General features: G+C 60.3%; 24 protein-coding genes and 1 pseudogene. 8 read left to right on the forward strand and 17 right to left on the reverse strand.

Translation table 11 applies throughout. The features are described 5' to 3' along the window. Positions 1-42: 42 nt before the first annotated feature. A complete protein-coding gene (gene ptsP / locus ACM6IK_RS18735) occupies positions 43-2322 on the reverse strand; it encodes a phosphoenolpyruvate--protein phosphotransferase (RefSeq protein ID WP_414875534.1) in 2280 nt (759 codons plus the stop codon). 22 nt (positions 2323-2344) lie between these two features. Then, on the reverse strand, positions 2345-2824 hold the full coding sequence (locus tag ACM6IK_RS18740) for an RNA pyrophosphohydrolase (protein WP_003229203.1): 480 nt from the start codon (positions 2822-2824) through the stop codon (positions 2345-2347). 144 nt (positions 2825-2968) lie between these two features. Here ACM6IK_RS18740 and ACM6IK_RS18745 point away from each other — a divergent pair, with 144 nt between their 5' ends. Continuing rightward, entirely contained in the window at positions 2969-3625 is a 657-nt protein-coding gene (locus tag ACM6IK_RS18745; RefSeq protein ID WP_414875535.1) for an HAD family hydrolase, read from the forward strand. Positions 3626-3718: 93 nt separating this feature from the next. Here ACM6IK_RS18745 and ACM6IK_RS18750 read toward each other — a convergent pair whose 3' ends face one another. Both ACM6IK_RS18750 and ilvA read right to left on the reverse strand, forming a co-directional pair. Beyond that, positions 3719-4144: a DUF2269 domain-containing protein gene (locus ACM6IK_RS18750; protein WP_414875536.1), complete on the reverse strand. Its 426-nt coding sequence runs from the start codon at positions 4142-4144 to the stop codon at positions 3719-3721. A gap of 39 nt (positions 4145-4183) precedes the next feature. After that, positions 4184-5698, reverse strand: a complete 1515-nt coding sequence (gene ilvA, locus ACM6IK_RS18755; protein WP_414875537.1) for a threonine ammonia-lyase, biosynthetic — start codon at positions 5696-5698, stop codon at positions 4184-4186. Between the two features lie 312 nt (positions 5699-6010). Here ilvA and rpiA point away from each other — a divergent pair, with 312 nt between their 5' ends. Continuing rightward, positions 6011-6685 carry a ribose-5-phosphate isomerase RpiA gene (gene rpiA / locus ACM6IK_RS18760; RefSeq protein WP_414875538.1) on the forward strand — a complete coding sequence of 225 codons (675 nt, stop codon included), beginning with the start codon at positions 6011-6013 and terminating at the stop codon, positions 6683-6685. A gap of 145 nt (positions 6686-6830) precedes the next feature. Here the strand turns inward: rpiA and ACM6IK_RS18765 are convergent, their stop codons facing one another. From ACM6IK_RS18765 to ACM6IK_RS18780, 4 genes are all read right to left on the reverse strand, one after another. Next, positions 6831-7748, reverse strand: a complete 918-nt coding sequence (locus ACM6IK_RS18765; protein WP_414875539.1) for an SdiA-regulated domain-containing protein — start codon at positions 7746-7748, stop codon at positions 6831-6833. A 107-nt stretch (positions 7749-7855) separates the two neighbouring features. After that, positions 7856-8782 carry an SdiA-regulated domain-containing protein gene (locus ACM6IK_RS18770; RefSeq protein WP_414875540.1) on the reverse strand — a complete coding sequence of 309 codons (927 nt, stop codon included), beginning with the start codon at positions 8780-8782 and terminating at the stop codon, positions 7856-7858. A 268-nt stretch (positions 8783-9050) separates the two neighbouring features. Beyond that, a complete protein-coding gene (locus ACM6IK_RS18775) occupies positions 9051-9716 on the reverse strand; it encodes a fumarylacetoacetate hydrolase family protein (RefSeq protein WP_223551223.1) in 666 nt (221 codons plus the stop codon). A 39-nt stretch (positions 9717-9755) separates the two neighbouring features. After that, complete coding sequence (locus ACM6IK_RS18780; protein ID WP_414875541.1) at positions 9756-11150, reverse strand: FAD-binding oxidoreductase; 1395 nt, start codon at positions 11148-11150, stop codon at positions 9756-9758. A gap of 204 nt (positions 11151-11354) precedes the next feature. On the opposite strand from ACM6IK_RS18780, the gene serA reads away from it, so the two are divergent. After that, positions 11355-12584, forward strand: a complete 1230-nt coding sequence (serA, locus tag ACM6IK_RS18785; protein ID WP_223456601.1) for a phosphoglycerate dehydrogenase — start codon at positions 11355-11357, stop codon at positions 12582-12584. Between the two features lie 61 nt (positions 12585-12645). On the opposite strand, the gene ACM6IK_RS18790 is transcribed toward serA, so the two are convergent. Further along, the gene (locus tag ACM6IK_RS18790) at positions 12646-13068 is read right to left on the reverse strand and encodes a DUF4399 domain-containing protein (RefSeq protein WP_414875542.1); all 423 of its coding nucleotides are present in this window, start codon (positions 13066-13068) and stop codon (positions 12646-12648) included. Positions 13069-13203: 135 nt separating this feature from the next. Between ACM6IK_RS18790 and ACM6IK_RS18795 the strand changes: the two genes are divergently transcribed. Then, on the forward strand, positions 13204-13794 hold the full coding sequence (locus ACM6IK_RS18795) for a transporter substrate-binding domain-containing protein (protein WP_414875543.1): 591 nt from the start codon (positions 13204-13206) through the stop codon (positions 13792-13794). Between the two features lie 122 nt (positions 13795-13916). On the opposite strand, the pseudogene ACM6IK_RS18800 reads toward ACM6IK_RS18795, so the two are convergent. Both ACM6IK_RS18800 and ACM6IK_RS18805 read right to left on the reverse strand, forming a co-directional pair. Beyond that, positions 13917-14403: pseudogene (locus ACM6IK_RS18800) on the reverse strand (DUF523 domain-containing protein). 2 nt (positions 14404-14405) lie between these two features. Further along, positions 14406-15038 (reverse strand): 2OG-Fe(II) oxygenase, encoded by a 633-nt coding sequence (locus ACM6IK_RS18805; RefSeq protein ID WP_414875544.1) that lies wholly within the window; start codon positions 15036-15038, stop codon positions 14406-14408. A gap of 108 nt (positions 15039-15146) precedes the next feature. On the opposite strand from ACM6IK_RS18805, the gene ACM6IK_RS18810 reads away from it, so the two are divergent. Then, positions 15147-15899, forward strand: coding sequence for a DUF2059 domain-containing protein (locus ACM6IK_RS18810; protein WP_414875545.1), 753 nt, complete (start codon positions 15147-15149; stop codon positions 15897-15899). 142 nt (positions 15900-16041) lie between these two features. On the opposite strand, the gene ACM6IK_RS18815 is transcribed toward ACM6IK_RS18810, so the two are convergent. Then, on the reverse strand, positions 16042-16989 hold the full coding sequence (locus ACM6IK_RS18815; protein ID WP_414875546.1) for an alpha/beta hydrolase: 948 nt from the start codon (positions 16987-16989) through the stop codon (positions 16042-16044). A gap of 96 nt (positions 16990-17085) precedes the next feature. On the opposite strand from ACM6IK_RS18815, the gene ACM6IK_RS18820 reads away from it, so the two are divergent. Together ACM6IK_RS18820 and ACM6IK_RS18825 are read left to right on the forward strand one after the other, a co-directional pair. After that, positions 17086-17667, forward strand: a complete 582-nt coding sequence (locus ACM6IK_RS18820) for a DUF6436 domain-containing protein (RefSeq protein ID WP_414875547.1) — start codon at positions 17086-17088, stop codon at positions 17665-17667. 103 nt (positions 17668-17770) lie between these two features. Further along, entirely contained in the window at positions 17771-20170 is a 2400-nt protein-coding gene (locus ACM6IK_RS18825) for a penicillin acylase family protein (protein WP_414875548.1), read from the forward strand. Positions 20171-20315: 145 nt separating this feature from the next. Here ACM6IK_RS18825 and ACM6IK_RS18830 read toward each other — a convergent pair whose 3' ends face one another. After that, positions 20316-21281, reverse strand: a complete 966-nt coding sequence (locus ACM6IK_RS18830; protein ID WP_414875549.1) for a GlxA family transcriptional regulator — start codon at positions 21279-21281, stop codon at positions 20316-20318. 290 nt (positions 21282-21571) lie between these two features. On the opposite strand from ACM6IK_RS18830, the gene ACM6IK_RS18835 reads away from it, so the two are divergent. Beyond that, entirely contained in the window at positions 21572-22213 is a 642-nt protein-coding gene (locus tag ACM6IK_RS18835; protein WP_414875550.1) for an HD domain-containing protein, read from the forward strand. Between the two features lie 155 nt (positions 22214-22368). Here the strand turns inward: ACM6IK_RS18835 and ACM6IK_RS18840 are convergent, their stop codons facing one another. The 4 genes from ACM6IK_RS18840 to ACM6IK_RS18855 are packed head-to-tail and all read right to left on the reverse strand — an operon-like array spanning position 22369 to position 26463. Further along, positions 22369-23259 (reverse strand): ABC transporter permease subunit, encoded by an 891-nt coding sequence (locus tag ACM6IK_RS18840; protein WP_108217123.1) that lies wholly within the window; start codon positions 23257-23259, stop codon positions 22369-22371. Next, the gene (locus ACM6IK_RS18845) at positions 23256-24137 is read right to left on the reverse strand and encodes an ABC transporter permease subunit (protein ID WP_191622238.1); all 882 of its coding nucleotides are present in this window, start codon (positions 24135-24137) and stop codon (positions 23256-23258) included. Before ACM6IK_RS18845 ends, ACM6IK_RS18840 begins: the two co-directional genes overlap by 4 nt. Positions 24138-24172: 35 nt before the next feature. Next, positions 24173-25315: an ABC transporter ATP-binding protein gene (locus tag ACM6IK_RS18850; RefSeq protein ID WP_218431609.1), complete on the reverse strand. Its 1143-nt coding sequence runs from the start codon at positions 25313-25315 to the stop codon at positions 24173-24175. A 50-nt stretch (positions 25316-25365) separates the two neighbouring features. Continuing rightward, positions 25366-26463, reverse strand: coding sequence for a polyamine ABC transporter substrate-binding protein (locus tag ACM6IK_RS18855; protein WP_414875551.1), 1098 nt, complete (start codon positions 26461-26463; stop codon positions 25366-25368). Between the last annotated feature and the right edge of the window lie 119 nt (positions 26464-26582).

The following is a 26582-nucleotide window of genomic DNA, read 5'->3' on the forward strand; positions in this document are numbered from 1 at the left end:
CAGTGTGGGAGCGAGCTTGCTCGCGATGGGGCCGTCAGCGTTTCAGAGAGGCTTGATCGCCGCCGGATTGATCATCCGCGCCAGCCCGAGGTTCTTCAGCGACAGCTGCAACGAGCTGTGAATCACTTGCGGGTTGTCGATGGTCATCAGCTCGGCCAGTAATTCCTTGGCCTTGCTCAGGTTGATCTGGCGCAGCATCCACTTCACTTTTGGCAAGTTGGTGGCGTTCATCGACAGGCTGTCGAACCCCATCGCCATCAATAGCACGGCCGCCGCCGGATCACCGGCCATTTCACCGCAGATGCTCACCGGTTTGCCTTCGGCATGGGCGTCGCGCACGACGTTCTGCAAGGCTTGCAATACAGCCGGGTGCAGGTAGTCGTAAAGATCGGCCACCCGCGGGTTGTTGCGGTCCACGGCCAGCAGGTACTGGGTCAGGTCATTGGAACCGACTGACAGGAAGTCCACTTGCCGCGCCAGTTCCTTGGTCTGATAAACAGCGGCCGGAATCTCGATCATCACGCCAACCGGCGGCATCGGCACGTCGCAGCCCTCGTCGCGAACTTCGCCCCAGGCACGGTGGATCAGGTGCAAGGCCTCTTCCAGCTCGTGAGTGCCGGAGATCATCGGCAGCAGGATGCGCAGGTTGTTCAGGCCTTCGCTGGCCTTGAGCATGGCGCGGGTCTGCACCAGGAAGATTTCCGGGTGGTCGAGGGTGACGCGAATGCCGCGCCAGCCGAGGAACGGGTTGTCTTCCTTGATCGGGAAGTATGACAGTGACTTATCGCCACCGATGTCCAGGGTGCGCATGGTCACCGGTTGCGGATGAAACGCGGCGAGCTGCTCGCGGTAGATCGCCAGTTGTTCCTTTTCGCTCGGGAAACGCTGGTTGATCATGAACGGCACTTCGGTGCGGTACAGGCCCACGCCTTCGGCACCGCGTTTTTGCGCGCGCGCCACGTCCGCCAGCAGGCCGGTGTTGACCCACAGCGGCATGCGGTGGCCATCGACCGTCACGCACGGCAGATCGCGCAGCGCATCCAGCCCGAGGGCCAGTTGTTTCTCTTCCTCGACCACCTCGGCGAACTGCTTGCGCAGCACTTCACTCGGGTTGGTGTAGACCTCGCCGTGGAAGCCATCGACGATCATCTGGATGCCATCGACCTTGGAGTACGGCAAGTCGACCAGGCCCATCACGGTCGGAATGCCCATGGCGCGGGCCAGGATGGCAACGTGGGAGTTGCCGGAACCGAGTACCGACACCAGGCCGACCAGCTTGCCTTCCGGCACCTCGCCGAGCATCGCCGGCGTCAGTTCTTCGCTGACCAGAATGGTGTTGTCGGGGTAGACCAGCGTTTGCTGACGCTCTTCCTGCAAGTAAGCCAGCAATCGCCGACCAAGGTCCTTGACGTCCGAGGCCCGCTCGCGCAGGTAGGCGTCGTCCATCAATTCGAAACGGTTGACGTGATCGGTGACCACCTGGCGCAAAGCGCCCTGGGCCCACTGCCCGGTCTTGATCACAGTGGTGACTTCGCTGCCCAGCGCGGCATCGTCGAGCATCATCAGGTAGACGTCGAACAAGGCCCGCTCTTCCGGGCGCAGCTGCGTGGCGAGTTTGGCAGACAAGGTGCGCATGTCGGCGCGCACGCCTTCGATGGCGGTCTTGAACAAACCGAGTTCGGCGTCGATGTCGATGATGTTCTTGTCCGGCACCACGTCCAGATCGGCGGGCGGCAGCATGACCACCGCCGTACCGACTGCCGCACCCGGCGAACCCGGAACGCCGATGAACTTGGCCTCCTGAATGCCTTTACCCTGACGGCCCAGGCCGCGGATCGAACCGGTGGCCTCGGCGTGGGCGATAACACCGGCGAGCTGCGCACTCATGGTCACGAGGAAGGCTTCTTCACCTTCATCGAACTGGCGACGTTCTTTTTGCTGGATGACCAACACGCCGACAACGCGGCGGTGGTGAATGATAGGTGCCCCGAGGAATGAGGCGAAGCGCTCTTCACCGGTCTCGGCGAAGTAGCGGTAGCGCGGGTGATCCGCAGCGTTTTCGAGGTTCAGGGGTTCTTCGCGCGTACCGACCAGGCCAACCAGACCTTCGTTGGGTGCCATGCTGACTTTACCGATCGAGCGCTTGTTCAAGCCCTCGGTGGCCATCAGCACGAAGCGGTTGGTCTCGGGGTCAAGCAGGTAGACCGAGCAGACCTGGCTGCCCATGGCCTCTTTGACGCGCAACACAATAATCCCCAACGCCGCCTTGAGATCCTTGGCGGAGTTAACTTCCTGGACGATCTTGCGCAGCGTATTGAGCATGGCTCGGGGTCGAACTCCGTCGTCAGTCGCGCGCTAAAAGGCGCGGGGCAAGCTCTTTGAGAGCGCGTCGATACACCTCGCGCTTGAATGTCACCACCTGGCCTAACGGATACCAATAGCTGACCCAGCGCCAGCCATCGAACTCCGGTTTACCGGTCAAATCCATCCGCACCCGCTGTTCGTTGGAGATCAGGCGCAGGAGAAACCATTTCTGCTTCTGGCCGATACACAGCGGTTGGCTGTGGGTACGCACCAGACGTTGCGGCAAACGATAGCGCAACCAGCCCCGGGTGCAGGCAAGAATTTCAACATCTTCGCGCTCAAGGCCAACTTCTTCGTTCAGCTCGCGGTACAAGGCGTCTTCCGGCGTCTCTTCGGGGTTGATTCCCCCCTGCGGAAATTGCCAGGCATCTTGATTGATTCGGCGAGCCCATAGCACCTGGCCGGCGTCATTCGTCAGAATGATCCCGACATTGGGGCGAAAACCATCGGGGTCGATCACGGCAACAACCTCGCAAACGCATGTCGCCGCATTGTTCCACAAAGGTTGTGAAGGCGGCAACGAAGGTTCCTACCTTATGTGCACTCTTGTGAAAAGACCGTATTCTTGTCGCCTTTTTTACTGACTTTTCAGCGGGTAACTGCGATGCGCCTGGCTTTATTCGATTTGGACAACACCCTTCTGGGCGGTGACAGCGATCACGCTTGGGGCGATTACCTGTGTGAGCGCGGCTTTCTCGACGCCGTCGCCTACAAGGCTCGCAACGATGCGTTCTACCAGGATTACCTGGCCGGCAAACTCGATAATGCCGCTTACCTGAACTTCTGCCTGGAAGTCCTCGGCCGCACCGAAATGGCCACGCTGGATCAGTGGCACAGCGATTACATGCGTGACTGCATCGAACCGATCGTGCTGCCCAAGGCCATCGACCTTTTGGCCAAACACCGCGCCGCCGGCGACAAACTGGTGATCATCACGGCGACCAACCGCTTCGTCACCGGGCCGATTGCCGTGCGCCTGGGCGTCGAAACCCTGATCGCCACCGAATGCGAAATGGTCGACGGCCGCTACACCGGGCGCAGCACCGATGTGCCGTGCTTTCGCGAAGGCAAGGTGACGCGCTTGAATCGCTGGCTGAAGGAAACCGGGTATACGCTGGAAGACAGCTACTTCTACAGCGACTCGATGAATGATTTTCCGCTGCTGGAGCAGGTGACCCATCCGGTGGCGGTCGATCCTGATCCGAATCTGCGGGCCGAGGCCGAGAAGCGGGGTTGGCCGGTGATTTCGTTGCGCGACTAAAATTGCTATCGCGAGCAGGCTCACTCCTACATTGGAATGCGTTCCCTTGTAGGAGTGAGCCTGCTCGCGATCGGGTCGACTCGGTTTCAAGCCTTAAACAGGCTTGGCGCCCATCAAACCGGCAATGGCCACAAGACAGACAAAACTGAGCAGCGCCAAGGCAAAGGTGAATTTCCCCACGCCACCCGGCGTCTTGCGCAGTTTATTGAGCCGCACCAGCAACCAGAACCAAGCCAGCGCCGCCACGGTGTACAGCACACTGGATGCCAGCAACCAGGTCTGCCCCAATGGCCAGCCCACCAGATGCACCATCCACCAGCCGGTAAACGGCATGCTCAGCAGCGCCAACCCCATCAACAGCCAGACAAATACCCGTGGCCGTTGCAGGGTGCGGCTTCCCGCCGTCGCATCACCCTTGCGCCGCGCAAGCAAAACCCAGACGCCCAGACCCAGCGCACCAGCCAGCAGTACAACCGTTGCCACCATGTGCGCCATTTTCAGGGCAGTTAACGTTTCCATTGTCAGATTTCCTTATAACCTGCCCGTCAGCGTAGCCGTTCAGCCAAGAAACAGCTGATAGGCCGGGTTGTCGCTTTCGTCCCAGTACGGGTAACCGATGGCTTCCAGCGCCGCCGGCACCAGGTGACGCTCGTCGTGGGGCACTTGCAGGCCCGCGACGACCCGGCCATCCGCTGCACCATGGTTGCGGTAGTGGAACATCGAGATGTTCCAGCGCCCGCCGAGCTTGTTGAGGAAGTTGAACAGCGCGCCCGGACGCTCCGGGAATTCGAAGCGCAGAATCACTTCATCGACCACATGCGCCGCACGCCCACCGACCATGTGGCGGATGTGCAGCTTGGCCAGTTCGTTGTCGGTCAGGTCCAGCACCGGGAAGCCCTGCTCGCTCAGACTGGCGAGCAACGCGCTGCGCGGGTCGCTTTCCGGGTGCGTCTGCACACCGACAAAGATGTGCGCTTCGCTGCCGGTGTTGTAGCGGTAGTTGAATTCGGTGATCTGGCGCTTGCCGATGGCCTCGCAGAACGCCTTGAAGCTGCCCGGCTTTTCGGGAATGGTCACGGCGATGATGGCTTCGCGGCCCTCGCCCAGCTCCGCACGCTCGGCAACGTGGCGCAGGCGATCGAAGTTGACGTTGGCCCCTGAGTCGATGGCCACGAAGGTCTGGCCGCTGACGCCGCGCTGCTCGACATACTTCTTGATTCCGGCCACACCCAAGGCGCCGGCAGGTTCGGTGATCGAGCGGGTATCGTCGTAGATATCCTTGATGGCGGCACAGATTTCGTCGGTGCTGACGGTGATCACTTCATCGACATGGTCTTTGCAGATGTCAAAGGTGTGCTGACCGATCTGGGCCACAGCAACACCGTCGGCGAAAAGGCCCACGGTCGGCAATACCACACGCTCGCCCGCTGCCATGGCGGCTTGCAGGCAATTGGAGTCATCCGGTTCGACGCCGATGACCTTGATGTCCGGGCGCAGATACTTCACGTACGCCGCGATGCCGGCAATCAGGCCGCCGCCGCCCACCGGGACGAAAATCGCGTCCAGCGGCTGCGGGTGCTGGCGCAGAATTTCCATCGCCACGGTGCCCTGCCCGGCAATGGTGTGGGGATCGTCGTAAGGGTGAATGTAGACATAGCCTTTTTCGTCGACCAGTTTCAGCGAGTACGCCAGGGCTTCCGGGAACGAATCGCCGTGCAGCACCACCTTGCCGCCACGGGAGCGCACGCCTTCGACCTTGATCTCCGGGGTGGTCTTGGGCATGACGATGGTCGCTTTCACGCCCAACACCTTCGCCGCCAGGGCCAGGCCTTGGGCATGGTTGCCGGCCGACGCGGTGACCACGCCGCGAGCGCGTTCTTCTTCGCTCAACTGGGTCAACTTGTTGTAGGCGCCGCGAATCTTGAACGAGAACACCGGCTGCAAGTCTTCGCGCTTGAGCCAAATGCTGTTACCCAGCCGCTCGGAGAGCTGGCGGGCAGACTGCAGCGGGGTTTCTACGGCAACGTCATAAACGCGCGAGGTGAGGATCTTTTTGACGTACTGTTCAAGCATCGGAAAGCATCACTGAGCGGGTTGGGCGGGACCACGGAGTCTAACCCGGCTTTCAGCCACACGACCACACTAAACCGGTGGTTTAGGGTGTGGAGTTCCATTGTGGCGAGGGGGCTTGTCGGATCGCCGCACCGCCCCGTTCGGCTGCGCAGCAGTCGTAAAACCTGTGCATGCGATCTGTCTGAACAGATGCAGGGGAGCGCTTCGCACTCCAACGGGGGCAAGCCCCCTCGCCACAGGTGTTTCCCCCTGCACCACCGCGGGGCCTATAATGCCGGCCTTTCGTTCCCTCCTCGGCACCCCGGAGCCCGCATGAACCAGGATCAACTCAAACAGGCAGTGGCTCAGGCCGCCGTCGACTTCATCCTTCCGAAACTCGACGACAAGAGCATCGTCGGGGTCGGCACCGGCTCCACCGCCAACTGCTTCATCGATGCCCTGGCCCAGCACAAAGGTGCGTTCGACGGCGCCGTCGCCAGTTCCGAAGCCACCGCCGCGCGCCTCAAGGGCCACGGGATTCCGGTGTACGAACTGAACACCGTCAGCGACCTGGAGTTCTACGTCGACGGCGCCGATGAAAGCGACGAGCACCTGAACCTGATCAAGGGCGGTGGCGCCGCCCTGACCCGCGAGAAGATTGTCGCGGCCGTGGCCAAGACCTTCATCTGCATCGCCGACGCCAGCAAACTGGTGCCGGTCCTCGGTACATTCCCACTGCCGGTGGAAGTGATCCCGATGGCCCGCAGCCACGTGGCCCGCGAGCTGGTGAAGCTCGGCGGCGACCCGGTTTACCGCGAAGGCGTACTGACCGACAACGGCAACATCATCCTCGACGTGTTCAACATGCAGATCACCAATCCGGTGGAGCTGGAGACGCAGATCAATCAGATCGTCGGCGTGGTCACCAATGGTTTGTTCGCGGCGCGCCCGGCGGATCTGCTGCTGCTGGGTACCAGCGAAGGTGTAAAAACCCTGCGCGCGCAGTAAGCCACACTGCCCACATTTTTCGGGCAGATAAATGACCTGTGGGAGCGAGCTTGCTCGCGATAGCGGACTGTCAGTTGAAATCAATCTCGACTGATACACCGCTATCGCGAGCAAGCTCGCTCCCACATTTGCTTTTTGGTGTCGGTCAGGGCTGTGCTGGTTTCTTGAAAACGTAAAACAGGTTCGGCTCACTGACGAGGTACAGCGTACCGTCGTCATCCATGGCAACCCCCTCCGCTTGCGGTACGTTTTTCTGCAGGCCATGCTGCCACTTGCTCAATGACATTGTGCTCAGCGGACGCCCATCCACATCCAGCTCCAGAATCAATCGCGACTCATCCGATAGCGCCAGCAAATGCCCGCTGCGCTCGTCGTATTGCAAACCCGACAGGTCCCGCACAAACATCCCGGCATCACGCTTGGGGTCGTTGACCACGTGCACCGACCAGGAATCTTCAGGATTGAATCGCGGAAAACCGTACACCTCGTAGATCAGCATCGGGTCGCGCTCCTTGGCGACGAACAGGCGCTTGCCCACCGAATCGTAAGCCAAGCCCTCGAAGCCCTTGTTGTTGCCCATGTGTACGCCAACGGTCATCTGCTCGGCGTCTGCCGCATCGATGAAGGCGGTGTCCTGCTGCAGATGAATCTTGATCAGCCGTTGCTGACTTTCATCGGCGACTACATAGGTGTCGGCGCTGATGAATTCAACCGACTCGGGATCGCCGAAACCGACCAGTGCCACACGGCGCAAGATCCTGCCGTCGAGGGACAACTCGATCAACTCGCTTCGCTTGTTGGTAACGGTAAACAGGCTTTTGCGCACCGGGTCGTAGGTCAATGCTGAAACGTTGTCAACCTGGCCATCGATCACCTGCGCTTCGGTCACGACCTGATATTGATCCAGGCCCATGGACCGGGAACTCACCGGCTGCCACAGCGTATGCAGATTGAACCAGGCGCGCTCCAAGAGGCGCATGTGCTGGGCGATTCCGATCAACGCGATCAGCGAGACCGCCGACAGGATCAGAATCAGGGATTTGAGGCGGGCAATTCGACGCATTCGGGTGGGCTCAGGGTCAATACAGGCGGATGAAATATCACGCCTGCCTGAACTGCAGCTTAATGGCCGCTGGCCTTTTACGTACAGGCAATCAGCGCAAGCGCTGGTTACCTCTGTTTTTCGAAGCGATAGAACAGGTTCGGCTCACTCACCATATACAGAGTACCCGCTTCATCCATGGTCACGCCTTCGGCACGGGGAATGGTATTTTTCAGGCCGTTGAAGCCACGCAGCAAAGTAATGAAACTGACCTGCTCACCCTTATTGTCCAGCTCCAGCAACAGGTGCGAGTCGGCGGACAGCACCAGCATGTGGCCAGTGCGCGGGTCGATCGCCAATGCCGACAGGTTACGCATGTCCAGCGCATGACTGGCCAGCTTCAGCTTGTCGCCAGTAAGGACTTTGCTGTCACCTTTCCAGGCAAACAATGCCGGCGGGCGCTCTTCGCCCAGCAGCAGCTGCTGATTGCGCGAATCCCAGGTGACAGCCTCGAAAGCCTTGTTCTGGTCTTTGGAAGGACCGAGGTCGTATGTCGGGAAATCAGTGATGTTCAGCTCGCGAGTGTCGGCATTGACCTTGACGATGGCGATCAGGTGGTCGCGCTCATCGACAATAGCCAGTCGACCGTCGCCCAGCACGGTGATGCCTTCAGGGTTGCTCCAGCCGACCAACGGCATTTTGCGCAGCACATCGCCCTGCAGGGTCAATTCGACCAGGAAGGGGTTCTTGCCCATGACCGAAAACAGGGTTTTGGTCTGGGGGTCGTAGGCCAGGTCCGATGCTTCGTCCTTCTCCATGCCCGGCAACGGCTTGGCATCGATCACCGCCCGATAGTCGGGAAGCCAGATACTGGCCTGACGCTCGGCTGGGCTCTTGAATTGCTCTTTCACCCAGAGCACGCCCCGCGCATCCCAGTGCATGGCAAACGCAACGCCGTAGGCGACAACGACCACCAGCAGTAGCCAGATTTGCCAACGCAGGGCGAAGCGTGAGCGGCGGGCAGGTTCAAGCGTGGAAAGCGGAGAAGTGGCCATCAGGGATGCGTTCCAGAAATTCAGGCTAGGGGTAATAGCACAATTTGGGGCCGGCTCAGAGGCCAACAGCCCTGAAATTATCCAGACCGGATGTGAAAAAAACGGGAAATGACAGGATCTATCTGGATGCGTACAAAACTTAAGACCACCAGAAACAACTGTGGGAGCGCGCTTGCTCGCGATGAGGCAGTGTCAGTCAGCGAAGATGTTGAATGACACTGCCTCATCGCGAGCAAGCTCGCTCCCACAGGGTTTGGCAGTGTCTGGACTAGCGGACGCTGCTGGTGAAGCGGCTTACGCCCGGCAGTTCCAGAACGATCTCATCACCGACATTCAGCGGACCGACGCCCACTGGTGTGCCAGTCAGAATCACATCGCCGGCCTGCAGCGAGAAGCAACCGGCCATGTGCTGGATCATCGGCACGATCGGGTTGAGCATTGCACTGCTGTTACCGTCCTGGCGTACTTCACCGTTGATGGTCAGGCGGATACCGATGTCGGTCAGGTCGGCGAACGCGCTACCGGACACAAACGGAGCAATCACTGCCGCGCCGTCGAAGGACTTGGCGATTTCCCAGGGCAAACCCTTGGATTTCAGCTCGGCCTGCTTGTCGCGCAGGGTCAAGTCCAGGGCCGGGGCGAAACCGGAGATGGCGTCGAGCACTTCTTCGCGGCTCGGCCTGGTCGACAACGGCTTGCCGATCAAGACCGCGATTTCCGCTTCGTAATGCACCGAACCGCGCTCGGTCGGAATGCTGAAACCGCCTTCCAGCGGCACAACACAACTGCCCGGCTTGATGAACAGCAGTGGCTCGGTCGGTACCGGATTATCCAGTTCCTTGGCGTGTTCGGCGTAGTTACGGCCGATGCACACCACTTTCCCCAACGGGAAATGAATACGCGTACCGTCGACATACTGGTGCTGATAGCTCATTACCGACTCCTGCCTTCATGGATGCTTAAAGATTGCAGATCAAACCGCGAAGATCTTGCCCGGGTTCATGATGCCGTTCGGGTCGAACACTGCCTTGACCGCTTTCATGTACTCGATCTCGACCGGGGAGCGGCTGTAGGTCAAGTAATCACGCTTGGTCATGCCCACGCCATGCTCGGCGGAAATCGAACCGTTGTACTTCTCGACGGTTTCGAACACCCACTTGTTGACGGTGGCGCACTTGGCGAAGAACTCGTCCTTGCTCAGGTTATCCGGCTTGAGGATGTTCAAGTGCAGGTTGCCGTCGCCGATGTGGCCGAACCAGACGATTTCGAAGTCCGGGTAGTGTTCGCCGACGATCGCGTCGATTTCCTTCAGGAACGCCGGGACTTTCGACACGGTGACCGAGATGTCGTTTTTGTACGGCGTCCAGTGGGAAATGGTTTCGGAGATGTATTCGCGCAGTTTCCACAGGTTTTGCAGCTGGGTTTCGCTCTGGCTCATCACGCCGTCCAGTACCCAGCCCTGCTCGACGCAGTGCTCGAAGGTTTCCAGGGCGTGGTTGGCTACATCTTCGGTGGTCGCTTCGAACTCCAGCAGCGCGTAGAACGGGCAGTCGGTTTCGAACGGCGCCGGGACATCGCCACGCCCCATGACTTTGGCCAGGGCCTTGTCGGAGAAGAATTCGAAGGCGGTCAGGTCAAGCTTGCCCTGGAAGGCGTGCAGCACCGGCATGATCGAGTCGAAATCGGCGGTACCGAGGACCATCGCGGTGAGGTTTTTCGGTGCGCGATCCAGGCGCATGGTCGCTTCGACCACGAAACCAAGGGTGCCTTCGGCGCCGATGAACAGCTGACGCATGTCGTAGCCGGTAGCGTTCTTGATCAGGTCGCGGTTCAGTTCCAGCACGTCGCCCTTGCCGGTGACCACTTTCATGCCGGCGACCCAGTTACGGGTCATGCCGTAGCGAATAACCTTGATTCCGCCGGCATTGGTGCCGATATTGCCGCCAATCTGGCTCGACCCTGCCGAAGCGAAGTCCACCGGGTAGTACAGGCCCTTTTCTTCGGCCACGTTCTGCAGATGCTCGGTGACAACGCCCGGCTGACAAACCGCGGTGCGGTCCGTGAGGTTCACGTCGAGGATCTGGTTCATATAGTCGAACGACACGACCACTTCGCCATTGGCTGCCACGGCAGCAGCGGACAACCCGGTACGACCGCCGGACGGCACCAGTGCCACCTTGTGTTTATTGGCCCACAGGACAATGGCCTGGACCTGCTCGGTGGTCTTGGGGAACACAATGGCGGTCGGGGCCGGGGCGAAATGCTTGGTCCAATCCTTTCCGTAAGCATTCAGGGAGTCGGCATCGGTCAGCACCTTGCCAGGCTCAACCAGTGTCTTCAGCTCATCAATCAGGGCAGGATTGGTCATCGACAGAACTCTCGAACAATTCATGGTCATCCTGAGAACGCTTCACGTCGCAGGAATGAGTGTTTAGCGGGGCGCATATGCTAGCATACCGACCCCGCAGGATTGTGCCCAAGGGCTGTTCTGCGGTGACGGCTGTCGTGCCGTCCGGGTCAGCGTCTGCTGGCTATCTCCTGCCATTTTTCTCCGGGATACAGGTTTACGCAGATGAGCAAGACTTCTCTCGATAAGAGCAAGATCAAGTTCCTTCTTCTCGAAGGCGTCCACCAATCGGCTGTCGACGTCCTCAAGGCGGCGGGCTACACCAGCATCGAGTACCTCACCGGTTCTCTGCCGGAAGCCCAGCTCAAGGAAAAGATCGCTGATGCTCACTTCATCGGCATTCGCTCCCGCACTCAACTGACCGAAGAGATCTTCGATCACGCGAAGAAGCTCGTGGCTGTAGGGTGTTTCTGCATCGGCACCAACCAGGTCGACCTGGACGCGGCCCGTGAGCGCGGTATCGCCGTGTTCAACGCGCCGTACTCCAACACCCGCTCCGTAGCGGAGCTGGTGCTGGCCGAAGCGATCCTGCTGTTGCGCGGCATCCCTGAGAAGAACGCTTCCTGCCACCGTGGCGGCTGGATCAAGAGCGCGGCCAACTCCTTCGAGATCCGCGGCAAGAAGCTGGGCATCGTCGGTTACGGTTCGATCGGTACTCAACTGTCGGTCCTGGCTGAAGGCCTGGGGATGCAGGTGTACTTCTACGACACCATCACCAAGCTGCCATTGGGTAACGCTACTCAGGTAGGCAAGCTGCACGAGCTGCTGGCGATGTCCGACATCGTTTCGCTGCACGTACCGGAAACCGCCGCCACCCAGTGGATGATGGGCGAGAAAGAAATCCGCGCCATCAAGAAAGGCGGCATCCTGATCAACGCCGCCCGCGGCACCGTGGTCGAACTGGACGCCCTGGCGGACGCGATCAAAGACAAGCACCTGATCGGCGCAGCCATCGACGTATTCCCGGTAGAGCCACGCTCCAACGACGAAGAGTTCGAGAGCCCGCTGCGTGGCCTGGACAACGTGATCCTGACCCCGCACATCGGTGGTTCCACCGCTGAAGCCCAGGCCAACATCGGTCTGGAAGTGGCGGAAAAACTGGTCAAGTACAGCGACAACGGTACTTCGGTATCGTCCGTGAACTTCCCGGAAGTGGCCTTGCCGGCTCACCCTGGCAAACACCGCCTGCTGCACATCCACGAGAACATCCCGGGTGTGATGAGCGAGATCAACAAGGTCTTCGCCGAAAACGGCATCAACATCTCCGGTCAGTTCCTGCAGACCAACGAGAAGGTCGGCTACGTGGTGATCGACGTCGACGCCGAGTACTCGGACCTGGCGCAAGAGAAGCTGCAACACGTCAACGGCACCATCCGTAGCCGCGTGCTGTTCTAAAGAACAGCGGCGAGCTTGTGTGTGATAAAAAGGGAGCCCCTGCGAAGGGGGCTCCCTTTTTTTATTTCACATTGACGGTGATCTTCTCGGAAAGGATCGGCGGCTCGAACGGTATGTGGTTGCTATCGCCCAGTTCAAGCTGCAGGGTGTGTTTGCCCGGCGTGAGCGTTATTTCAGCCTGGGTCTGCGCACCGCCGAAATGCAGGTGGTTGGCATCCTTGGGGATCGGCGTACCGGCGGCTGGCAGCTGATCGACGTCGATCAGCACGTGATGATGACCGGTGTTCTTGGTGGTATCGCCCGCCGGTGCCAAGGCAATGTTCTCGACCGCGAACTTGACGACGACGGTCTGTGGAATCGTCGCACCGTCCTCGGGAGAAACAATGGACACTTCGGCGCCTTTCGGAGCCGGCGTTGCACTGGCCAGCACCGAAACACCCATCAACAGGCCAGCCAAAGCAGCACGTGACATAAAGGTTTTCATTCTCTTCTCCAGTTTTTCCGTAAAATCCGCGTGACCATGACAACTTCATGGCCATTCGTTGTCGAAGGCACTCGACAACCATAGCAAAGCGAGCCTGAATCAGAGGGTCCGCGATAAAAATTCAAAGGAGTGACCATGCGCTTTCTGCCTGGCCTGATCTGCCTGCTACCCCTTTTGAGCCCTTTGGCTCACGCCGAACTGATAGATGACGTCAACGACCGAGGCGAATTGCGCATTGCCGTTGAAGCCAACACACCCCCATTCAATTTCAAGGATGACGACAAACTCACGGGTTTCGAAGTCGAACTGGGCCAACTGCTGGCAAGTGAACTCGATGTCCGGGCCGACTTTGTCGTCACCGACGGCAGCGATCTGCTGACTGGCGTCGAAAGTGGCAAATACGACATCGCCATCAACCACATAGCAGTGACCCCGGACCTCCAGGATCGTTTCGACTTCAGCGAGCCTTACGCTCAAACCCATGCGCAATTGATCGCGCAAAAAGAACAGCCGCGCTCCATTCTGCTGGTGCAGTCGCTGACGGAAGAGAAACCTGAAACCAACCCGGCCGTGAGCCTGGCGATTCCCTTTCAGAAGGGTAATCCGGCGTTCCATGCCAGCCTGGAAAACGCGTTGCAGCGGATCAAGGATGATGGGCGACTGCAAGCGCTGGAGCAGAAGTGGCTGGGGGCGGATGCGGGTGTGGTGCCGAAGCTGCAGAACTGAAGTAAATGCAGAACCTGTGGGAGCGAGCTTGCTCGCGATGAGGCCAGTCCAGTCAACATTGATGTTGAATGTCAGGCCGCCATCGCGAGCAAGCTCGCTCCCACAGGGTTTTGTGTCGGTTGTCAGTTCAGCGTTGCCAACGCCTGCGCCGCCTGCGGCAACTCCAGCTCACTGAACACCTGCACCCCATGGCGCCGGAGCAACGCCGCCGTCACGCCCTCGCCACTGACCTTCACGCCGCTGAACGTCCCGTCATAGGTCAGCAGATTGCCGCAGGACGGGCTGTTGGCCTTGAGGATGGCGATGCGGATGGCATGCTTTTGCACCAGTTCCAGAGCCTGATACCCCCCCCGACAGAAACTGCGCACTGACATCCTCGCCCTCGGTAGTGATCACCAGCGCCTGGCCGTCGAGCACTTGCGCGCCCTGCCCGCCCGGAATTTCCGCCGCCGCCCGTGGCGTCGGCAAGCCGCCGGCGACCTCGGGGCACAAGGGTATGACCCGACCTTCATCAAGCCACTGCGCAAGCTGATCGAACGGCCCGCTGGCCCCGCCGTCGTAACGAACCCGGTGGCCCAACAGGCAGCGGCTGACGAGAATTTTCTGCATGATCAGAACGGCTCGTTACCGCGCCGGCGGAACCAGCCGGTCAGCGACAGGCGATCCCGGGTCGCGGGCAGGACTTCGTGGGGAACCTCTGCGGAGAGAAACACCACCAGGCAGCCGCCGATAGGTTGCACGTCTTGGACGCGATCATTGCCGAGGTACATGCGCAATTGGCCGCCGTGCTCGGGAAGCCAGCCGTCATTGAGGTAAACCACCGCCGAAACCATGCGCCGGTCGTCATCGCGAAAGCGGTCGACATGCTTCAAGTAAAAGGCACCGGGCGGGTACATCGCAAAATGGCTTTCGAAGTCCTCCAGGCCGAGAAACAGACCGCGATTGATCGCCTCGCGCAGGCTGCCCATCAATCTCAGGTAGCTGTCGCAAGCCTCGGCCTGGCCGGGGTCGATCCACTGGATATGGTCGCCACGAATCCCTTCGCGGATCTCCGATGATGGCCCACGACCCACGGCGGCCGGAGCCAGTTCACCCTCGACAGCACGCTTGCGACACTCGGCCGCCAGCGCCTGGGTCAGATCCAGAGGCAGGAAAATATTCTGCTGCGACCAACCGTGCTCGGCCAGATCGTCGACGATTCGTAACAGCAGCGGATGATCAGAGGATATTTGCATGCCGCGCATAGTATTCCTGTACCCGGAAATCCGACAGAGCCGCGCAGCGGGCTGATACGAATTCTCGACAAGTACGGATGCCGCACGGAGAATAGTCGCCTGCTGACTGGAGTCCCTATGCGCCGTTTGCTTTTATCACTGCTGATGTTCTGCGTATTGCCCGCCTGGGCAGACAGCCACGACCAGTTGTACAAGGTCGCCGGCTGGCCGGAACAACGCGCGCATTTCAACGACGCCCTCTCGGCTGCTCAGCAACGCTACCAGGGCAGCCTGCCTCCAGCGGTGTTTCAGGCACTGGTCAATAACAGCAATCAGCGTTTTTCCGCCCAGGCCGTGGACCAGCGCGCCGAAGCGCAATTGCGCAATAAGCTCGCCAACCCAAAACCCGCGCTGACGTTTTTCCAATCGCCCCTGGGCAAGAAAATCGTCGCCGCCGAACTGCTGGCGACCCGTCGTGACCAACTGGCAAAAAACGCCAAGGGTCTGCCGAAAATGCAGGCCAGCGACAGCCGCCTGCTGATCATCGGCCATTTGGCACAAGCCCTGCCCGCCCGCGAGGCCGGTGCGGAAGTCAGCCTGGCGATTGCTGGCGTCGCCGCCGATAGCTTGAGCTCGATGATTCCCGGGCTGCTCGGTGCCGGTCAGGCACAGGGCATGCTGAACGGACAACGTCAGCGCCTGATGGACCAGATCGGCAGCGATCTCAACAACACGCTGTTGTATGTCTATCGCGACCTGTCGGACGACGAGCTGGAAGAGTTCGCGACCTTTGCCGAATCGGCGGAAGGCCAGGCTTATTATCAGGCCGCATTGGCTGCGATTCGGGCGGGGTTGGCGGTGGGGCAGAGCAATTCGAACCTGACCCAGTGATTTTCGGCACCTGACAGATTGCTATCGTCGGAACGCCGCCCGGAGCAAGCTCGCTCCCACAGTGGATCTGTGAAAACCCACTATTGTGATCACCGCAAAACCTGTGGGAGCGAGCTTGCTCGCGATGGGGCCAAAACAGGCACTAGAGATTGTGCCCCTTGATCCGCCTGGTCAAAAACCCGAAATACTCCTGCCGCATCACCAACGTTTCATTCGCCAGATGATGCCGTGCCTCGGGCAGCATCAGCACCTGCGGCCGATCAAACTTGCCCCGCAAAACGTCCAGGTTGTGCTCCCAATCCACTGTCATGTCGGCCTGGCCCTGCACGATCAGCGGCCGCCGCGTGCTCGTGGGTGCGGCTTCGATACGCTTGATCCAGCGTGCCAACGCGCCCACCCAGGCTGTCGGCAGGCGCAGCGGCTGCAACGGATCTGCTTGCAGGAACGGCAAAAACGCCGGGTCGTTGGAGTTCTCGCTGAAACGCCGGGCGATGGCTTTGACGAAAGGCTTGAGCAGGTAGTAACTCAGTTGCGACCAACCCCACGCCCGCGGCCGCACCAGCGGCGACAGCAGAATCACCTGACCCTGCGCCGGGCTGCTCACCCCCGCATTCAACACATGATCGATCACGATCGCCCCGCCGGTACTCTGCCCGCACAGGTGCCACGGTTGCGGCAAGTCGAGGGATTGCGCCTCGCCGAACAACCCTTGCAACGCGTCCTGATACTCGGCGAAATCCTTGATGCTCGCCCGTTCGCCACTGGACAAGCCGTGCCCCGGCAAGTCGCAGGCAATCACCGCAAAGTCCTGGTCCAGCGCCCACTCGATTACATGCCGGTAGAGCCCGGTGTGATCGTAGAAGCCGTGGATGACAAACAGCGTCGCCTTCGCCCGCTCGGGCCACCAGAACTGGCTGACCAGCTCATAACCATCGACCTCGAATCGCCCAAGGCCACTGCGCACCTGACGCTGCGCAAAATCCAGCCCGTAGAATCGCTGGTAAGCTTGCGCCTGTGCTGACAACGGCTGCCCGGCTGCCAGAGGCAGCAAGCTGGCGCGTAGAAGATCAGGGTCGAAAGTAGCCGGCATGGACGATTCCAGAGCGTGAAACGGACTTTATAGGCCTGCGATATTCATCTGTCGCGGCAAGCATGGCAAGCTAGCCGACCTTCGAGGATTGAACCGATGCGCCCGCCCTTTCGCGTCACCCTGTTAGCCGGCCTGCTCGCCGTGGTGTGTGCCGGCGTGTTGTGGGCGGCCTACGACTGGTTCCAGGGGCGTTACCTGCGCACGTTCAGCGAGCACACCGCGATATTTTCGGGGGATGCGCTGCGCCTTCCCGAATCCCTCGCCGGCCCTGGCGCCATCCGCCTGGTGCATTTCTGGGACCCGGCCTGCCCGTGCAATGTCGGCAATCAACAACACCTGACCGAACTGGTCGAGCGCTATGCCCCCCATGGCGTGGAATTCTATGTCGTGCAAAAACCCGGTAGCCACGGCCAATTGCCGGGCACCTTGAGCAGCCTCAAATCCATCGACATCCTGCCCGGTTCCGAACAAGTCCCCGCCAGCCCGGCCGTGGCGATCTGGGATCGCAGCGGCAAACTGGCGTACTTCGGCCCGTACAGCGAAGGCCTGACCTGTAATTCCAGCAACAGCTTTATCGAGCCGATTCTGCAGGCGCTCGATGAGGGTCGTGCGGTGAGTGCCACGCACACATTGGCTGTGGGTTGTTACTGCCCGTGGCCTGTCGATCCCGCGAAGTAGGCAAAGACCTGGCAATACGAATCCCTCCTACGGGCGATGCGTCAGACTGGCGCGTCGTGCTACACAGTGGCACCAGGAATCACAATAACAACAAGGAGTCACCATGAAACGCAGCCTGACCGCTCTCGCTCTGCTGATCGTCGTGCTGGCCGCCGGGGCCGGCGGGTACCTCTACAGCAAGCAGCCGTCACGCCAGGGCATGGTGGAACTGCAACACCTGCAAGGCTCCGTCACCGTGCGCTACGACGAGCGCGGTGTTCCGCACATCCGCGCCGACAACGAAACCGACCTGTACCGTGCCCTCGGCTATGTCCATGCCCAGGACCGCCTGTTCCAGATGGAGGTCTTGCGTCGCCTGGCCCGTGGCGAACTGGCTGAAGTGCTCGGGTCGAAACTGCTCGACACCGACAAACTGATGCGCAGCCTGCGCATTCGCGAGCGCGCCGAAACCTACTTCGCGAACCTCGACAAGCAGTCGCCCTCCTTCATCGCCATGCAAGCCTATCTGGACGGCATCAACCAGTATCAGGACAGCCACGCAAAACCCGTGGAGTTCGACGTGCTGGGCATTCCAAAACGCCCATTCACGGCCCAGGACACCATCAGCATTGCCGGGTACATGGCCTACAGTTTTGCCGCGGCGTTTCGCACCGAACCCCTGTTGACGTTCGTCCGTGATCAGTTGGGCCCTCAATACCTGAACATCTTCGATCTCGACTGGCAGCCAAAAGGCGTGCTCAACGGGACCGCCCCCGCATTGGCCAGCGCCGACTGGAAAGACCTCAACGCCCTCGCCCGCCTGAGCGAGCAAGCCTTGGCTGACAACGGCCTGCCACAGTTCGAGGGCAGCAACGCCTGGGTCGTCGCAGGCAGCCGGACTCAAAGCGGCAAGCCGCTGCTGGCGGGTGATCCGCATATCCGTTTTTCCGCGCCGTCGGTGTGGTACGAAGCGCAGCTCTCGGCGCCGGGCTTTGAACTCTACGGCCACTATCAGGCCCTGATGCCGTTCGCCTCCCTGGGCATGAACCACGACTTCGGCTGGAGCATCACCATGTTCCAGAACGACGATCTCGACCTGATCGCCGAGAAGGTCAACCCGGACAACCCCAATCAGGTCTGGTATCGCGGCAAGTGGGAGGACATGACGACCAGCGAGCAGCAGATCGCGGTCAAGGGCCAGGCGCCAGTCACCCTGGTGTTGCGTCAATCGCCCCACGGCCCGATCGTCAACGATGCCCTGGGCAGCGGCGGCGGCAAGACACCGATTGCGATGTGGTGGGCGTTTCTCGAAAGCCAGAACCCGATACTCGAGGGTTTCTACCAGCTCAATCGCGCCGACACCCTGGCCAAGGCCCGCGGTGCCGCGGCAAAAATCCAGGCTCCGGGCCTGAACGTTGTCTGGGCCAATGCCAAGGGTGACATCGGCTGGTGGGCGGCGGCGCAATTGCCCAAGCGCCCGGCGGGGGTTCGCCCGTGGTTCATCCTCGACGGCAGCACCGCCGAGGCGGACAAGGATGGCTTCTACCCGTTCAGCGCCAACCCCCAGGAAGAAAACCCGGCGCGGGGCTACATCGTCTCGGCCAACTTCCAGCCGGTGTCACCGACCGGCATGGAGATTCCCGGCTACTACAACCTTGCCGATCGTGGCCAGCAACTCAATCGTCAGCTCAGCGACAAAGCGCTCAAATGGAACCTGGAAAACAGCCAGCAGCTGCAACTGGGCACCACCACCGCCTATGGCCCGCGCCTGTTGGCACCGCTGTTGCCGGTGTTGCGCGAAGTGGTGAGCGATCCCGCCGAACTCAAACTGGTGGAGCAACTGGCCCAGTGGCAAGGCGATTACCCGCTCGACTCCACCAGCGCCACGCTGTTCAACCAGTTCCTGTTCAACCTGGCTGACGCGACGATGCACGATGAGCTGGGCAACGATTTCTTCGAGACGCTGCTCTCGACCCGGGTGATCGACGCCGCGTTACCCCGCCTGGCCGCCAGCGCCGATTCGCCGTGGTGGGACAACCGCGGCACCCTCGGCAAGGAAACCCGTGCAGACATAGTGAAGGCCGCCTGGCAAGCCAGCCTCGCGCACCTCAAGAGCACCCTCGCTACAGACTCCGCGCAATGGCAGTGGGGCAGCGCGCACACGTTGACCCATGGCCATCCGCTGGGGCAGAAAAAGCCGCTGGACCTGATCTTCAATGTCGGCCCCTTCGCCGCACCCGGCACACATGAAGTGCCGAACAACCTCTCGGCGAAGATCGGCCCGGCCCCGTGGCCCGTCACCTACGGCCCTTCGACCCGGCGCCTGATCGACTTCGCCGACCCGGCCCACAGCCTGACCGTCAACCCGGTCGGCCAGAGCGGCGTACTGTTCGACAGTCACTATGATGATCAGGCCGAGGCCTACATCGAGGGGATGTACTTCCAGGCGCATCTCAATGATGAAGAGGTCACGGCCAATTCCCGCAGCACCTTGAAGCTGTTGCCGGCGCGGGCTGTGCCATAGATTTTTGCTGGCCGGGCTGGCCTCATCGCGAGCAAGCTCGCTCCCACAGGTTTTTCTGGTGTTCACAAAATTTGTGTTCAACAAAGATCCCTGTGGGAGCGAGCTTGCTCGCGATGGGGCCCTAAAAGGCACCCACAAATTCAGCTCATACCATCGCCGCAAAATTCAGCCTGAACTGCTGCGGCGTCACCCCCAATCTACGATTGAACACACTGCGCATGTGCTGGGCATCGCGAAAGCCGCATTGATAGGCCACAGTCTTGAGCGGCGCGCGGGTGCTTTCGAGCATCACCCGCGCCGCATCGACCCGTGCACGCTCGACAAACTCGGCCGGGGTGATTTTCGCTTCCCTGGCGAACACCCGGGAGAAGTTGCGTGCGCTCATATTGGCGGCATTGGCCAGGTCGGCGATGGTCAAATCTCCCGTCAGGTTGGCCAGCACGTAATGCTGGACCATCGCCACCGCCGAAGTCGGTTCGGCGTGGGGCACAAGGAACGGGCTGAATTGCGATTGCCCGCCCGAACGCTGGGTGAACACCACCAAGCGCTTGGCGACATTCAGCGCCACTTCCGGCCCGTGATCCCGGCCCAGCAGATACAGGGACAGATCGATGCCCGCAGTGACCCCGGCCGAGGTGAACAGCTCCCCGTCCTCTACGTAAAGGCGATCCGCTTCAACCCGGGTCGACGGACACAACATTGCCAGCGCCGACGCATCATTCCAGTGGGTAGTGACCGTGCGCTCTTCCAGCAGCCCCGCCCGAGCGAGCATAAACGCGCCATTGCAGATCGAGCCAAAGCGCTTGGCCCGCGCGCAGGCATCGCGCAACCAGGTGTCGAACGCCACACCGAAACTCATGAACGGCAACTGCGGCCCGCCAGCCACCAGCAACAGGTCATACGGCTCCAGCGCTTCGCTGAAATGTCGATGGGCATTGAGTGCCAAACCGTTGGAGCACGCCATCATTCCGTGCTCGACGCCGATCACTTCAAGACGATAGTGATCCTGCGGGGCAAGGAAACGATTGGCCTCGGAAAACACATCCATGGGGCCAGTGATATCTAGCGACTGGACGCCCGCGAACACCACGATGGCAACGGTTTTACTCATGGTTCGACGCGCCTCTCATGGCACTGATTGCAACGCTCACCTGTAGGAGCGAGCCTGCTCGCGATGGACGTGAGGGCGCCGCGTACATCCAGGTAGCCCCCGTCATCGTTGACGTCCATCGCGAGCAAGCTCGCTCCTACAGGGTCTGCATGCACCCTAGCCAATCCACCCCCAACAAGCGAGGTTGGCGCGATATGCACGCTCATTGGCCGGGATCGCAGCCATGGATCGATTGTCCGGTTTCGGGGGCTGGAACAGACTGAAACCCTCATCACGACGAGGAAAACTCCATGAGCACTACCATCGCCGGCATCAGGATCCCCGACAGCGCGTTGGCCAAAGCCACCACCGAATTCATCCGCGACATCGAATCGGACCTGCTCTACCACCACTCGCGCCGGGTCTTCCTGTTTGGTGCACTGAGCGGTGAGCGCAAGCGATTGGCCTACAACCCGGAGTTGCTGTACGTCGGCGCGATGTTCCATGACCTGGGCCTGATGCAGGGTCATCGCAGTGACAACGAACGCTTCGAAGTCGATGGAGCCAATGCGGCAGCCGCATTTCTCAAGCCTTACGGATTGAGCGATGACGACATCGAACAGGTCTGGCTCTCGATTGCCCTGCACACCACACCGGGCGTGCCTCAGCACTTACGGCCCACCGTGGCGCTGGTCACGGCGGGCGTCGAGATGGACGTGCTGGGCATGGACTACGCGGCGTTTTCCAGCGTGCAGCGCGAAGCAGTGGTGCATGCGCATCCACGGGGCGAAGGATTCAAGGAGTGCATCATCTGCGCGTTTGCCGACGGTTTGCGCCATCGTCCGCAGACTACATTCGGTAATGTGAAGACCGATGTGCTGGCGGATCAGGAGCCGGGGTTCAAGCCGATGAACTTCGTCGAGGTCATCCGCGAATCCCCTTGGGTCGCCTAAAAAAACTGTGGGAGCGAGCTTGCTCCGGGCGGCGTTCCGACGATGGCGGCGTCACATTCAACATCGATGTTGAATGACAGTCCGCTATCGCGAGCAAGCTCGCTCCCACAGGGGATTGGGTAGACCACAATACTGTGGCCAACCCGATTTCAGGCTCAAGCCGCTTCCGGTGCCTGTGCGCGACGCACGTCCGGTTGCTTCCATGAATCGGCTGCAGCTTCTTCGATCGCTTGCTGGATCGCACGCTTGCGGCTTTCTTCGGCACGACGGCTGAAGAACCAGACCATGAAGGTCACGATCGACACCGCCAGCAGGATCAGGCTGGCCACGGCGTTGATCTCGGGCTTCACCCCCAGACGCACCGCCGAGAACACTTCCATCGGCAGGGTCGTGGAACCCGGACCCGACACGAAGCTCGCCAGCACCAGGTCATCCAGCGACAGGGCGAACGACATCATGCCGCCCGCTGCCAGCGATGGCGCGATCATCGGGATGGTGATCAGGAAGAACACCTTCCACGGCTTCGCGCCCAGGTCCATGGCCGCCTCTTCGATGGACAGGTCCAGCTCGCGCAAACGCGCCGAGACCACCACCGCCACATAGGCCGCGCAGAACGTGGTGTGGGCGATCCAGATGGTGACGATGCCGCGTTCCTGCGGCCAGCCGATCATCTGCGCCATGGCCACGAACAGCAACAACAGCGACAGACCGGTGATCACCTCAGGCATCACCAGTGGCGCGGTGACCAGGCCACCGAACAGGGTGCGGCCCTTGAAGCGCGTAATGCGCGTCAGGACGAACGCCGCCAATGTACCCAGTGCCACCGCCGCCACCGCCGTGTAGCAGGCGATTTCCAGCGAGCGCACCACCGAGCCCATCAACTGGCTGTTGTCGAGCAGGCCGACGTACCACTTGATCGACCAGCCACCCCACACCGTTACCAGCTTGGAGGCGTTGAACGAGTAGATCACCAGGATCAGCATCGGCGCGTAGATGAATAGCAAACCCGCTATCAGCATGAAACTTGAGAAACGGAAGCGCTTCATTCTTTACCCTCCATTTCCTTGGCCTGACTGCGGTTGAACAAGATGATCGGCACAATCAGGATCGCCAGCATCACCACCGCCAGGGCAGACGCCACCGGCCAGTCACGGTTGTTGAAGAACTCCTGCCAGAGCACTTTACCGATCATCAGGGTTTCCGGACCGCCGAGCAGTTCCGGGATCACGAACTCGCCCACCACCGGGATGAACACCAGCATGCAGCCTGCGATGATGCCGTTTTTCGACAGCGGCACGGTGATTTTCCAGAAGCTGTTGAAGGTGCTCGAACCCAGGTCCGACGCGGCTTCCAGCAGGCTCTGGTCGTGCTTCACCAGGTTGGCGTACAGCGGCAGGATCATGAACGGCAGGTAGGAATAGACCACGCCGATATAGACCGCCAGGTTGGTGTTGAGGATCTGCAGCGGTTCGTCGATCCAGCCCATGCTCATCAGGAAACCGTTGAGCAGGCCGTTGTTGCTGAGGATGCCCATCCACGCGTAAACGCGGATCAGGATCGCAGTCCAGGTCGGCATCATGATCAGCAGCACCAGCACCGTCTGCACTTCCTTGCGGGCAACGGAGATGCCGTAGGCCATCGGGTAGCCGATCAGCAGGCAGAGGATGGTGCTGAAAAGCGCCATCTTCAACGAGCCGAGGTAAGCGGCGATGTACAGCTCGTCACCGGCCAGCATCGCGTAGTTACCCAGGTTAAGCAGCAACTGCAGCTTCTGCTCGGCGTAGCTGTAGATTTCGGTGTACGGCGGAATGGCGACGTCCGCTTCGGCGAAGCTGATCTTCAGAACAATGAAGAACGGCAGCATGAAGAACAGGAACAGCCAGATGAAAGGAACTCCGATGACCATCTGACGGCCACCGGGAATTATTCGATTGAGACGGCGTTTGAATTTGCGCATGTTCATGAGCGAAGTACCACGCCGCTGTCGTCTTCCCAGTACACGTAGACCTGATCACCCCAGGTCGGACGCTGCCCGCGACGCTCGGCGTTGGCCACGAACGACTGCACCAGCTTGCCGCTTGGCAGTTCGACGTAGAACACCGAATGGCCGCCGAGGTAGGCGATGTCGTGCACCTTGCCGCTGGACCAGTTGTACTGGCAGGTCGGCATGTTGGCGGTGACCAGCAGTTTTTCCGGACGTATCGCGTAGGTGACCGACTTGTCCTGCACCGAAGTGCTGATGCCGTGGCCGACGTAGATCTGACGATCCAGGTCCTTGCAGGTAATGATCGCGTGGCCTTCGGCGTCGTCGATCACTTCACCTTCGAAGATGTTCACATTGCCGATGAATTCGCAGACCAGGCGGCTGGTCGGGGTTTCGTAGATGTCGATCGGGCTGCCGATCTGGGCGATCCAGCCCAGGTGCATGATCGCGATGCGTTCGGCCATGGTCATGGCCTCTTCCTGATCGTGGGTCACCATGACGCAGGTCACGCCGACGCGCTCGATGATCTCCACCAGCTCCAGCTGCATTTGCGAACGCAGCTTCTTGTCCAGTGCGCCCATCGGTTCGTCGAGCAGCAGCAATTTCGGACGCTTGGCCAGGGAACGGGCCAGGGCTACGCGCTGACGCTGGCCGCCGGACAGCTGATGCGGCTTGCGCTTGGCGTACTGGCTCATCTGTACCAGCTTGAGCATGTCCGCCACCCGCGCATCGACTTCAGCGGCCGGCAACTTGTCCTGCTTGAGGCCGAAGGCGATGTTCTGCGCCACCGTCATGTGCGGAAACAAGGCGTAGGACTGGAACATCATGTTGATCGGCCGCTCGTAGGGCGGCATGTCAGTGATGTCTACGCCATCGAGGAAAATGCGCCCCTCCGTGGGCCGTTCGAAACCTGCGAGCATGCGCAGCAACGTGGATTTGCCCGATCCCGAACCGCCGAGCAGGGCGAAAATTTCGCCTTTCTTGATTTCCAGGGACACATCGTCCACGGCAATCGTCTCGTCGAACTTCTTCGTGACCCGGTCGATTTTGACCAGCACCTGTTTAGGTGACTGGTCGCCCTCGAGGGCTTTCTTATAGGCGCCGGAGGCAACTGCCATTTACGAAACTCCCAACAAAATTTTCAGTTCGCTCAAGGTGAGCCTTGAAACTATTTACCCGACTTGACCTTGGTCCAGCTGCGGGTCATCAAACGTTGAATATTCGGCGGCAGCTCGATGGACACGTAGGTCTTGTCGAGCACCGCTTGCGGCGGATAAACCGCTTCGTCGGTGCGAATGGACTGTTCCATCAGTTTGTCCGACTTAGGGTTAGGGTTGGCATAGCCGACGTAATCACTGACCTGGGCAATCACCTCAGGCTTGAGCAAATAGTTGATGAAGGCATTGGCCTGCTTCACGTTGGCCGAGTCCTTCGGAATCGCCAGCATGTCGAACCAGAGCGCGCCGCCCTCTTTCGGGATCGAGTAGGCGATGTTCACGCCTTTCTTGGCTTCTTCGGCGCGATTCTTCGCCTGGAAGATGTCGCCAGAGAAGCCGATCGCCACGCAGATATCGCCGTTGGCCAGATCCGCGATGTATTTCGAAGAGTGGAAGTAGGTCACGTAAGGCCGCACTGCGAGCAACTTCTCTTCGGCCTTTTTGTAATCTTCAGGGTTGGTGCTGTTCGCATTCAGGCCCATGTAGTTGAGCACTGTCGGCATCATTTCATCGGCGGAGTCGAGGAAGGCTACACCACAGCTTTGCAGCTTCTTGATGTTCTGCGGCTCGAACAGCACGCCCCAGGAATCGATCGTGTCGACGCCCAGCACAGCCTTGACCTTGTCGACGTTGTAGCCGATGCCATTGGTGCCCCACAGGTACGGCACGGCGTACAGGTTGCCCGGATCGTTCTGTTCCAGGCGCTTGAGCAGCACCGGGTCGAGGTTCGAATAATTCGGCAGCTGCGATTTGTCGAGCTTCTGGAATGCCCCGGCCTTGATCTGTTTGCCGAGGAAGTGGTTCGACGGCACGACCACGTCATAACCGGTACGCCCGGCCAACAACTTGCCTTCCAGGGTTTCGTTGGAATCGAAGACGTCATAAACCGGCTTGATGCCGGTCTCTTTCTGGAAGTCGGCCAGAGTGGTCTCACCGATGTAGTCCGACCAGTTATAAATATGCACGGTGCCGGCGGCCTGGACACTGACAGCAATCGTCAGCCCGGCGCCGACCAGCATGGCTTTGCGCAAGAAAGAAAAAACAGGCAAGTGGAGGTCCTCTGAAATTAGTTGGGCCCAAGTTGCCCCGCGCTACATGACAACCGTGGTTGCCCGGCAACAAAACCGGCGCGCAACTTACCCTCGAAAAACCGTTCCAGCAAAACTTT

Origin of the sequence: Pseudomonas sp. IT-196MI5 (assembly GCF_949767415.1) — a bacterium.
Lineage (GTDB): Bacteria > Pseudomonadota > Gammaproteobacteria > Pseudomonadales > Pseudomonadaceae > Aquipseudomonas.

Excerpts from the sequence above, each read along its gene's own strand:
- ptsP (WP_414875534.1), bottom strand. The coding sequence starts at position 2,322 with ATGCTCAATACGCTGCGCAAGATCGTCCAGGAAGTTAACTCCGCCAAG.
- ACM6IK_RS18745 (WP_414875535.1), top strand. The coding sequence starts at position 2,969 with ATGCGCCTGGCTTTATTCGATTTGGACAACACCCTTCTGGGCGGTGAC.
- ACM6IK_RS18750 (WP_414875536.1), bottom strand. The coding sequence starts at position 4,144 with ATGGAAACGTTAACTGCCCTGAAAATGGCGCACATGGTGGCAACGGTT.
- ilvA (WP_414875537.1), bottom strand. The coding sequence starts at position 5,698 with ATGCTTGAACAGTACGTCAAAAAGATCCTCACCTCGCGCGTTTATGAC.
- rpiA (WP_414875538.1), top strand. The coding sequence starts at position 6,011 with ATGAACCAGGATCAACTCAAACAGGCAGTGGCTCAGGCCGCCGTCGAC.
- ACM6IK_RS18765 (WP_414875539.1), bottom strand. The coding sequence starts at position 7,748 with ATGCGTCGAATTGCCCGCCTCAAATCCCTGATTCTGATCCTGTCGGCG.
- ACM6IK_RS18770 (WP_414875540.1), bottom strand. The coding sequence starts at position 8,782 with ATGGCCACTTCTCCGCTTTCCACGCTTGAACCTGCCCGCCGCTCACGC.
- ACM6IK_RS18775 (WP_223551223.1), bottom strand. The coding sequence starts at position 9,716 with ATGAGCTATCAGCACCAGTATGTCGACGGTACGCGTATTCATTTCCCG.
- ACM6IK_RS18780 (WP_414875541.1), bottom strand. The coding sequence starts at position 11,150 with ATGACCAATCCTGCCCTGATTGATGAGCTGAAGACACTGGTTGAGCCT.
- serA (WP_223456601.1), top strand. The coding sequence starts at position 11,355 with ATGAGCAAGACTTCTCTCGATAAGAGCAAGATCAAGTTCCTTCTTCTC.
- ACM6IK_RS18790 (WP_414875542.1), bottom strand. The coding sequence starts at position 13,068 with ATGAAAACCTTTATGTCACGTGCTGCTTTGGCTGGCCTGTTGATGGGT.
- ACM6IK_RS18795 (WP_414875543.1), top strand. The coding sequence starts at position 13,204 with ATGCGCTTTCTGCCTGGCCTGATCTGCCTGCTACCCCTTTTGAGCCCT.
- ACM6IK_RS18805 (WP_414875544.1), bottom strand. The coding sequence starts at position 15,038 with ATGCGCGGCATGCAAATATCCTCTGATCATCCGCTGCTGTTACGAATC.
- ACM6IK_RS18810 (WP_414875545.1), top strand. The coding sequence starts at position 15,147 with ATGCGCCGTTTGCTTTTATCACTGCTGATGTTCTGCGTATTGCCCGCC.
- ACM6IK_RS18815 (WP_414875546.1), bottom strand. The coding sequence starts at position 16,989 with ATGCCGGCTACTTTCGACCCTGATCTTCTACGCGCCAGCTTGCTGCCT.
- ACM6IK_RS18820 (WP_414875547.1), top strand. The coding sequence starts at position 17,086 with ATGCGCCCGCCCTTTCGCGTCACCCTGTTAGCCGGCCTGCTCGCCGTG.
- ACM6IK_RS18825 (WP_414875548.1), top strand. The coding sequence starts at position 17,771 with ATGAAACGCAGCCTGACCGCTCTCGCTCTGCTGATCGTCGTGCTGGCC.
- ACM6IK_RS18830 (WP_414875549.1), bottom strand. The coding sequence starts at position 21,281 with ATGAGTAAAACCGTTGCCATCGTGGTGTTCGCGGGCGTCCAGTCGCTA.
- ACM6IK_RS18835 (WP_414875550.1), top strand. The coding sequence starts at position 21,572 with ATGAGCACTACCATCGCCGGCATCAGGATCCCCGACAGCGCGTTGGCC.
- ACM6IK_RS18840 (WP_108217123.1), bottom strand. The coding sequence starts at position 23,259 with ATGAAGCGCTTCCGTTTCTCAAGTTTCATGCTGATAGCGGGTTTGCTA.
- ACM6IK_RS18850 (WP_218431609.1), bottom strand. The coding sequence starts at position 25,315 with ATGGCAGTTGCCTCCGGCGCCTATAAGAAAGCCCTCGAGGGCGACCAG.